This window comes from Alcanivorax sp. (genome assembly GCF_014762765.1).
Taxonomy (GTDB): domain Bacteria; phylum Pseudomonadota; class Gammaproteobacteria; order Pseudomonadales; family Alcanivoracaceae; genus Alcanivorax.
On record NZ_JABURH010000186.1, the window covers coordinates 60,080 to 67,941 of the forward strand.

General features: G+C 59.0%; 6 protein-coding genes. 3 read left to right on the forward strand and 3 right to left on the reverse strand.

Features of this window, described 5'->3' with window-relative positions; all coding sequences use genetic code 11:
• The 3 genes from HUJ17_RS14230 to HUJ17_RS14240 are packed head-to-tail and all read right to left on the reverse strand — an operon-like array spanning window position 1 to window position 4,676.
• Window positions 1–1,560 carry an FGGY-family carbohydrate kinase gene (locus HUJ17_RS14230; protein ID WP_290511311.1) on the reverse strand — a complete coding sequence of 520 codons (1,560 nt, stop codon included), beginning with the start codon at window positions 1,558–1,560 and terminating at the stop codon, window positions 1–3.
• Window positions 1,557–3,056 (reverse strand): glycerol-3-phosphate dehydrogenase/oxidase, encoded by a 1,500-nt coding sequence (locus HUJ17_RS14235; RefSeq protein ID WP_290511312.1) that lies wholly within the window; start codon window positions 3,054–3,056, stop codon window positions 1,557–1,559. The genes HUJ17_RS14230 and HUJ17_RS14235 overlap by 4 nt, the downstream gene beginning before the upstream one ends.
• Window positions 3,057–3,068: 12 nt before the next feature.
• The gene (locus HUJ17_RS14240; RefSeq protein WP_290511313.1) at window positions 3,069–4,676 is read right to left on the reverse strand and encodes an FAD-binding oxidoreductase; all 1,608 of its coding nucleotides are present in this window, start codon (window positions 4,674–4,676) and stop codon (window positions 3,069–3,071) included.
• Between the two features lie 349 nt (window positions 4,677–5,025).
• On the opposite strand from HUJ17_RS14240, the gene HUJ17_RS14245 reads away from it, so the two are divergent.
• The 3 genes from HUJ17_RS14245 to HUJ17_RS14255 all read left to right on the forward strand — a co-directional run bounded on the left by HUJ17_RS14245 (window position 5,026) and on the right by HUJ17_RS14255 (window position 7,812).
• Window positions 5,026–5,694, forward strand: coding sequence for an OmpA family protein (locus HUJ17_RS14245; protein WP_290511314.1), 669 nt, complete (start codon window positions 5,026–5,028; stop codon window positions 5,692–5,694).
• Between the two features lie 151 nt (window positions 5,695–5,845).
• Window positions 5,846–6,922, forward strand: coding sequence for a bifunctional DNA-binding transcriptional regulator/O6-methylguanine-DNA methyltransferase Ada (gene ada, locus HUJ17_RS14250; RefSeq protein ID WP_290511315.1), 1,077 nt, complete (start codon window positions 5,846–5,848; stop codon window positions 6,920–6,922).
• On the forward strand, window positions 6,919–7,812 hold the full coding sequence (locus tag HUJ17_RS14255) for an AlkA N-terminal domain-containing protein (protein ID WP_290511316.1): 894 nt from the start codon (window positions 6,919–6,921) through the stop codon (window positions 7,810–7,812). The genes ada and HUJ17_RS14255 overlap by 4 nt, the downstream gene beginning before the upstream one ends.
• Window positions 7,813–7,862 lie beyond the last annotated feature (50 nt).

Consider the following 7,862-nt stretch of genomic DNA (forward strand, 5'->3'; position numbering starts at 1 on the left):
TTATCGCGTCGGATAACCGGTAATCTGCCTGATCGAGCGGTAGAGTGGCGACAGGCGCGGATACATTTTTCGATAGACTTGCCGATATAGCGCATCGTATCGGCGGGCCACTTCCGGCTCCGGCTCGAACCGCTGGCCTGGTCGGGTCATGGCGGCGACAGCACTGGCATAGTCAGGATGTAATTCCATGGCCACGGCAGCATTGATGGCCGCACCCAGCCCTGAGGTTTCCGGAGTATGTGGGCGTTCCGCAGGCAGACCGAACAGGTTCGCGGTAATTTGCATGATGGCATCACTCTGCGAGCCGCCGCCAGACACTCTAAGCGACTGCACTTTTACTCGATTGCGTTTCTCCAGTCGCTCCTTGCCTTCACGCAGCGCATAGGCAATGCCTTCAATAATCGCCCTATAGAGGTGGGCACGGGTATGAACGTCGCCAAAGCCGATGATGGCGCCCTTGGCTTCCGGCCCGGGGATACGAACCCCGGGATTCCAGAAAGGTTGCAGCACCAGTCCCATGGCGCCGGGGGGCGATTCATGAAGGAAGGATTCGAAAAGGGTTTCCGGGCTGACACCCAGCTCTTGCGCCTGCTGCACTTCCTGCTGTGCGAACTCCCGCTTGAACCAGTTCACCATCCAGTAGCCACGTTGGACAATGATTTCGGAGTTGTAGCGCCCGGGTACGGCCGCGCTGTAGGCAGGCACAAACGGAATCGGCTCCACATAGCGCTCATTACAGGTATTGAAGGTGGCCGTGGTGCCATAGCTTAGATTACCGATTTCGGGTGTAAAGGCTCCAGAACCCAGCACTTCACAGGCTTTGTCCGCCCCGCTGGCGATCACTGGCAAGCCAGCAGGGATACCGGTATGCCGGCTGGCAGCGGCGGTAATCTTGCCCAACCGTTCTCCAGGAGGGATCAGCTCGGGAAGCTGCTCCCGGGTGACCCGCAGGGCTTTCCATTTCAGATCGTGCGGCGGAGCCCAGCGTTGCCCCTTGTAATCGAAAGGAATGTAGCCAACCTGAGAGGCAGTGCAGTCGCGAATTTCACCGGTGAGGCGGTAATTCAGGTAGCCGGAGAGCAAAAGAAAATGAGCAGTTCGCTGCCATATCTCCGGCTCATCGTTGGCCAACCAGTTGCACTCCGCCTTGGCCTGGAACTGGCGCAGGGTTTCCCCTTGCCCCAGCAAGTTCACCGGCGCCGCATACCACCAGGGAAGTTGCGGAAAATCCGGCGTGCGTCGCTGATCCAGCCAGATCACCGCCGGACGCAATGGCCGCATGGCCTTGTCCAGGCAGACAACTGAAGCCCTCTGGGTGGTCAGAGACACGGCTATCACCCTTGAACGCAGCTCGCCGTGTTCTAGCCATAGCCCCTGGCAGGCCTGCCCCAGTTGCTCCCAGAAATAATTGGCGTCTTGCTCCGCATGGCCCGGTTGGCCGGGCAAGTAAGGCTCGATGTGTTGTTGATACTTGGCGACCAGTTCACCATTGCCATCAAACAGCATGGCCCGGGCACTCTGCGTCCCCTGATCCAGGGCCAGCAGCAAAGGCGCGCTCATCCCGCCGCCTGCTGTACCGGAGAGGCGGGAACACCATAATAACGCTGATGGATATCCAGGTAGCGATTACGCTCCTGCTCCCAGCGGGCATCGTCCCAGCCAAGGGTGCGCTGAATCTGTTGTCTCAGTGTATCCAGTAACACTTTACCGGCGCCAGGCAGCAAAAGCCCCAGACGGGTTCGGCGCAGCATCAGATCATCCAGATGCACGACATCTTCGTTATCCAGTATCCACTGAATGAACACCGGATCGCCCTGGTCCGCGTGCAGGAAAGCATCCACCGCTGCGGGAGCATCACTAATGGGAGTAAAACCCGGCTCACTGCTTTTCTGGCCACGCTTGTGGGCAGCACTATCGATCAGCCCGGTGGCAAGCAAGGCATCAAGAGCAATCAATCTGAAGGTCGTGAGCTTGCCACCACTGACCGTGACAATGCCGTTTTCGCCCCATACCGCGTGATCGCGACGCTCCTTGGAAGGGTCCAGACCCTTACCGGAAGCAATCACCGGGCGGACACCGGCGATGGTGGCATAGATATCCTCTCGGCTGAGCCCGACCTCGGGGAACTGGCTGTTGATGAGTCGTAGCAGGTAGTCTACTTCCTGGCCACTGGCCGCCGCTTCAATGTCCATGTCCTGGGGATGATCCAGATCCGTGGTCCCCACGCAGGTCACCCCTTCCCAAGGGAAAACAAAGACCGGGCGGCCATCGTCCGGGTGCATCACGGTCAGGCAGTCTTTCACTGGCAGGCGGACTGGATCGACAAACAGATGACTGCCTCGCAGCGGGCGCACGCGAGGGTCGCTGCCGGAAAAACGGTCAGCCCAAGCGCCAGTAGCGCTGACCACCCTGCGAGATGAGAGCGTGGCAGTCTGGCCGGTGGTTCGATCTGTGACGGTAACGGCAAACGTGTCGCCGCAGGCGTCGGCCTGCTCTACCCGGCAATAATTCTGCGCCAGACCACCATGGCGGGCCGCTTCCAGTATCGCCCGCACCACCAGACGGCAGTCATCGGTGAGAGCGTCGGTATAACTCATGGCTCCGGTGAGTGACTGGCTGTTCAACCCGGGGACCCTTTCCAGCAGTTGCTCACGGCTAAGGTAACGATGATCACGGATGCCCGCCAGGAAATCATACAGCCAGAGAATCACCTTCATGGGCCATCGGCCCGGGAAAACCCCTTTGCGCAACGGAAACAGATAGGTTGCCCGCTCCACCAGGCCAGGCAATTCCTCAATCAGGCGCTCACGTTCAAGCAGAGAGTGGCGGGTCAGACGAATATCACCCTGGGCGATATAACGCAGACCACCATGCACCATCTTCGAGGAACGGCTGGATGTTCCCCAGGCGAAATCGGTCTGTTCCAGCAACAAAACCCTGAGCCCGCGGCGAGCCGCTTCCAGAAGGACTCCGGCACCGGTGATCCCCCCTCCGATCACAATAAGATCCCAGTTTTCGTCAGCGAGAGCATCCAGGGATTGGCGTTTGCCGAGCATCAATATTCCTTCTCAAGCTTGGGACTGTGAGTTGTCGATCAAGCAACCGGGGTTCAACCGCTGCTGTGGGTCAAAGTGCGTCACCAATGACGCCAATGCTGCCATACCCTGGCCACCTTTCTCGTGATGGAGCCAAGGCGCATGGTCGCGCCCTACCCCGTGCTGATGGCTGATCGTGCCGCCATGGGCCACGATGGCATCACTGGCTGCGTCCTTCATGGCCCGCCAGCGTTGCAAGGTGGCCTGGTAACTGTCAGAGCTACGAAACACGTAGGTGGTATAAATACTGGAACCCTGCGGATAAAGGTGTGACAGATGAGTAAAGACGTGCACTTTCTCACCTTCACCTACGTTGTCACGGACTGCCTGTTCCATGGCCTCCATGGCCGGGGTGACCCGGTTCCAGTCCACTGCGGTTTCAAACGTGTCCACCACATAACCATGCTCCCACAGACCATGGCGAAGATAGGGGGAACGGAACCGGGATTCTTCCCATTTTTTGCCCAGCAATTCACCGACCACAGTCCCTCCGGCAGCACGAATACGTTTCTTCACCGTGGCCAGGGTATGGCGCACCAATGCTTTTTCACCGGTGACCCCGAAAGTGATCATGCATTTTTCATTCCGGCAACCGCGCAATGACAGATAGCGGTGTAGAACGGCCACCAGCTTTTCATGGCCGGCCAGCATCAGGTGGGTGCGAGTTTCTTCCGCATTGGAAAGCCGCAGCATGGAAAGAGGTAGCTTGGCCTGGGTCAGGCTACGAACAAGCGTCTTGGCCGTTTCCCAATCCGGCGCGAAGGCCACCTGGAAGGTTTCTGTTTCCGGTAGAGGTGTAACCCGCACTTTGACCTCGGTGATGATCCCCATGCGCCCTTCCGAGCCCATGATGATTTCCCGCAGATCCGGCCCCGCAGATGATGCAGGCATGGTGGGAATATCCAGAGTGCCTCTGGGGGTTTCAACACGACCGCCGGCAAACATTTGCTCAATACGACCATAACGCATGGATTGCTGGCCACTGGAGCGGCTGGCTACCCAGCCGCCCACGGTAGACAGTTCCCAGGATTGTGGGAAATGCCCCAGCATGTATCCTTGCTCACGCAACTGGCGTTCCACTTCCGGCCCGGGAGTGCCGGCGCCAAAAGTGGCAATCTGGCTTTCCTTGTCCAGATGAAGTAATTGGTTCATGGCAGCCAGTGACAGGGTCAGTACCGGCTTGTCGCTGGCTGGTGGGTTGATATGCCCAGCCACGGATGTGCCTCCACCATAGGGAATGACCAGCACATCGTTCTCTTGCGCCCAGGCCAGCAAGATCCTCACCTCTTCACTTTTGCCCGGAACAGCAACGCCGTCGGGAAAACGACCGAAATCACCGGAACGCATGGCCAGCCAGTCTGGCAGGCTTTGCCCCCGGGCATGACGAATACGGGTTTCTGCATCGGTACGAATTAATGGATGGTCAGGCAGGCGTGATGCCGGCACCAGCTGCGACACCGCAGCCATTTCTGCATCGGGGAGTGGATTGGCAGCGCCGAGACGGGCTTGCAGAAAACTCAGGCCCGAGGCCTTGAGAGGATAGTGATTGGCGCTGTCGCCCCAGCCGTTCCAGCGTCGCATGCGCGATACTCCTTGGGTTTATCAAAGCCGCCAGCCCCGAAATGGAAGGAGTTATACCGGGGCCTACCGGACCAGACTGACTTCGCTAATGGTAGCCCTGAAGGAAAGGGTTTTCATTGGCGCAGCGGGACAACGTATGGACTATTTCGGACACTGGCCGGGTTTCTGCACCCCCAAAAGGGCGTTATTGAATGGATAGCAACCGTATGCTGACAGGTACTCGGTTTTTTTCGTACAAATTCGTAAACTCGTGAAGATGCTGCTTTACCGGCCATGCTCTCAGGGCTATGGTTCATACACGTCCAAATCATTTAAAACCAATACCTTATAAGACTTACAAGGAGTTTCCATGAAACGTTTCGTTGGCTGTCTGGCACTGGCAGGTGCTGTATCCCTGCAGGCAGGCTGCAGCACCATCAACCCCTACACCGGTGAAAAACAGACCTCCAAGGCTGGCATGGGTGCCGGTATTGGCGCCGTAACCGGTGCCCTGATCGGTATCGCCACGTCAGACAGTGCCAAAGAGCGTAAAGAGCGGGCACTGAAAGGCGCCGGTATTGGCGCTGTTGCTGGCGGCGGCGTGGGCTACTACATGGATGTGCAGGAAGCCAAGCTGCGCGAAAAAATGGAAGGTGCTGGCGTCTCTGTGACCCGCGATGGTGACAACATCATCCTGAATATGCCGGGTAACCTGACCTTTGATACCGACAGCACCACGGTGAAGCCCTCTTTCCGTCCGGTACTGGATGCGGTGTCTGAGGTCCTCAAGGAATACAAGTCCACCATGATCCAGGTGGCCGGTCACACCGACAGCACCGGCGGTGACAAGTACAACCTGATGCTTTCCCAGCAGCGCGCCCAGTCCGTGGCCAATATCCTCAGCGGTTTCGGCGTTGAGCAAGTGCGTCTGGACACCGTCGGTTTCGGCGAAACCCAGCCTATTGCCAGCAACAGCACCGCTAGCGGTCGTGAACAGAACCGCCGCGTTGAACTGACCCTGCTGCCCTACACCGAGTAAGGTAGTCGGGTTCGTCTGGAGGTGGGTGCCCTCACCCACCTCCCATTCCCGCCGCTTTTTTCAATTCCCCCGCAACATCCAGAGTGCATCACGATTTCCTTCGCGCCATGATCCGCTCAGACTCGTGACGGAAACAATGAAGGAACAGATCGTGGTGACAGCCTCTCAGCCGGTGACAGACACACAGTGGCAGGCCATCCTGGAACGGGACTGCAACGCAGATGGGCGTTTTGTCTATGGGGTGATCACTACCGGCACTTTTTGCCGGCCCAGTTGCCCGGCAAGACGTCCCAATGTGGAAAATGTGCGGATTTTCCCTGATGGCACCGCAGCCTTGCAGGCGGGATTTCGCCCCTGTCGTCGCTGCACCCCCCTTTCTGTGGCAGGCTCACCGGTAACCGCCACCGTAACCGCCCTGTGCCGGCACATTGAACACAGCCACACTCTGCCTACCCTGGAAGAACTAGCCGCACAATGCGGCTGGTCACGCTACCATTTGCAACGCCAGTTCAAGGCCGTTACCGGTCTGACTCCCCGGGAGTATGCGTTGGCGGTGCGCCGACGACGCCTGTGCGGAAATTTACAGCGCCACACTTCCATCATTCGTGCCATGGAGGACGCCGGCATGGAATCCAGCAGCCAGCTTTATACCCAGGGCAAGGACATGCTTGGCATGCGCCCGGGCCAGTACCGCTCCGCGGGCAAGGGTACGGCTATCCGCTTTGCCATCGCGGAATGCAGCCTGGGCAGCCTGCTGGTGGCAGAAACTTCCCAGGGTCTCTGTGCCATCAGCCTGGGCGATGAGCCTGAAGCACTGCTGGAGGAATTTCAGCAACGCTTTTCCGGTGCCGAGCTTCTCCCTCCGGATGGGGCATTTGATGACAAGGTGGCCCAGGTGATTTCGCTGATCGAAGATCCTAGGCAAGGCCTGTCGCTGCCGCTGGATATTCGTGGCACGGCATTCCAGCAACGGGTCTGGCAGGCGCTTCGACAAATACCGCCTGGCACCACCCTGTCCTATCAGGAGCTGGCGGAAAGCCTTGGCCAACCGGGTGCCGCGCGGGCCGTCGCCTCCGCCTGTGCCGCCAATACCCTGGCAGTGGCAATTCCCTGCCATCGGATTGTACGACGGGATGGTCATCTGTCCGGTTATCGCTGGGGCGTCGAACGCAAGCGTGTCTTGCTCAAGCGCGAACGGGTTATCAGGGCCAGTGAGTGTGACAAATGACTGACCGGCGGAGTGTATCGCTCCCTGAGGATTTCGATCACCAGACCTTTCTGGATTTTCACCGGCGGGATGTGGAGGCAGTAGCTGAAACCGTGGATGCGAGCACACTGCGCAAAGCATTCATTTGGCAACAGGCGCCTGTCTTACTGACAGTGGAATTCCATGAACCGGCCCGGGCCCATGTGACCTTTCACTCTGACGGGAAAATGCCACAGGCGTCGCCTTGCCAGGATGCCCTGGTGCGACATCTGCTCGGTCTCGATCAACCGACACGGGAGTTCGAGACCCAGGCGGACAAGCATCCCCTCGTCGGCGCCCTGGTGCGCTCCCAGGCCGGATTGCGGATACCACAATCCGCCTCGCCGTTTGAGGCGCTCAGCTGGGCGATCATCGGCCAGCAGATCAGTGTGGCGGCTGCCGTTTCCATCCGCCGGCGTCTGATACAGACAACGGGCCGCAGGCACAGTGCCGGGCTTTACTGTTATCCCGATGTCAGGGATATCGCCCAGGTCGACGAGGGTACCCTGCGTGACTGTGGCTTGTCCCGCAGCAAGGCAAATTGCTTGCTGACTGTCGCCCGACGCTGTCTCGACGAGGCGCTTCTGCCTGAGCGGCCCATCGCGCCAGCCGAGCTGGAAACCCTGAGCAAGACCTTGCTGGAGATACGAGGGCTGGGTCCATGGAGTGTTCACTATGCCCTGCTGCGGGGCTATGCATGGATGGACGGCAGCCTCCACGGGGATGTGGCCGTGCGCCGGGCAATCCAACAATTACAGGGTGGTGCCACTCCGCCGACCGCCCGGGAAGCCGAAACCTGGCTGGCAGACTTCCGCCCCTGGCGCAGCCTGCTGGCTGCTCATCTATGGAAATCTCTGTCGCTAAACGCCTGACTCGATCTGGCCTATGACACCCGGTATTTCTGTAGGGTGCACTGAGCCTA

Coding starts and splice junctions, on each gene's coding strand:
- HUJ17_RS14240 (WP_290511313.1), bottom strand. CDS start 4,676: ATGCGACGCTGGAACGGCTGGGGCGACAGCGCCAATCACTATCCTCTC.
- HUJ17_RS14255 (WP_290511316.1), top strand. CDS start 6,919: ATGACTGACCGGCGGAGTGTATCGCTCCCTGAGGATTTCGATCACCAG.
- HUJ17_RS14230 (WP_290511311.1), bottom strand. CDS start 1,560: ATGAGCGCGCCTTTGCTGCTGGCCCTGGATCAGGGGACGCAGAGTGCC.
- HUJ17_RS14235 (WP_290511312.1), bottom strand. CDS start 3,056: ATGCTCGGCAAACGCCAATCCCTGGATGCTCTCGCTGACGAAAACTGG.
- HUJ17_RS14245 (WP_290511314.1), top strand. CDS start 5,026: ATGAAACGTTTCGTTGGCTGTCTGGCACTGGCAGGTGCTGTATCCCTG.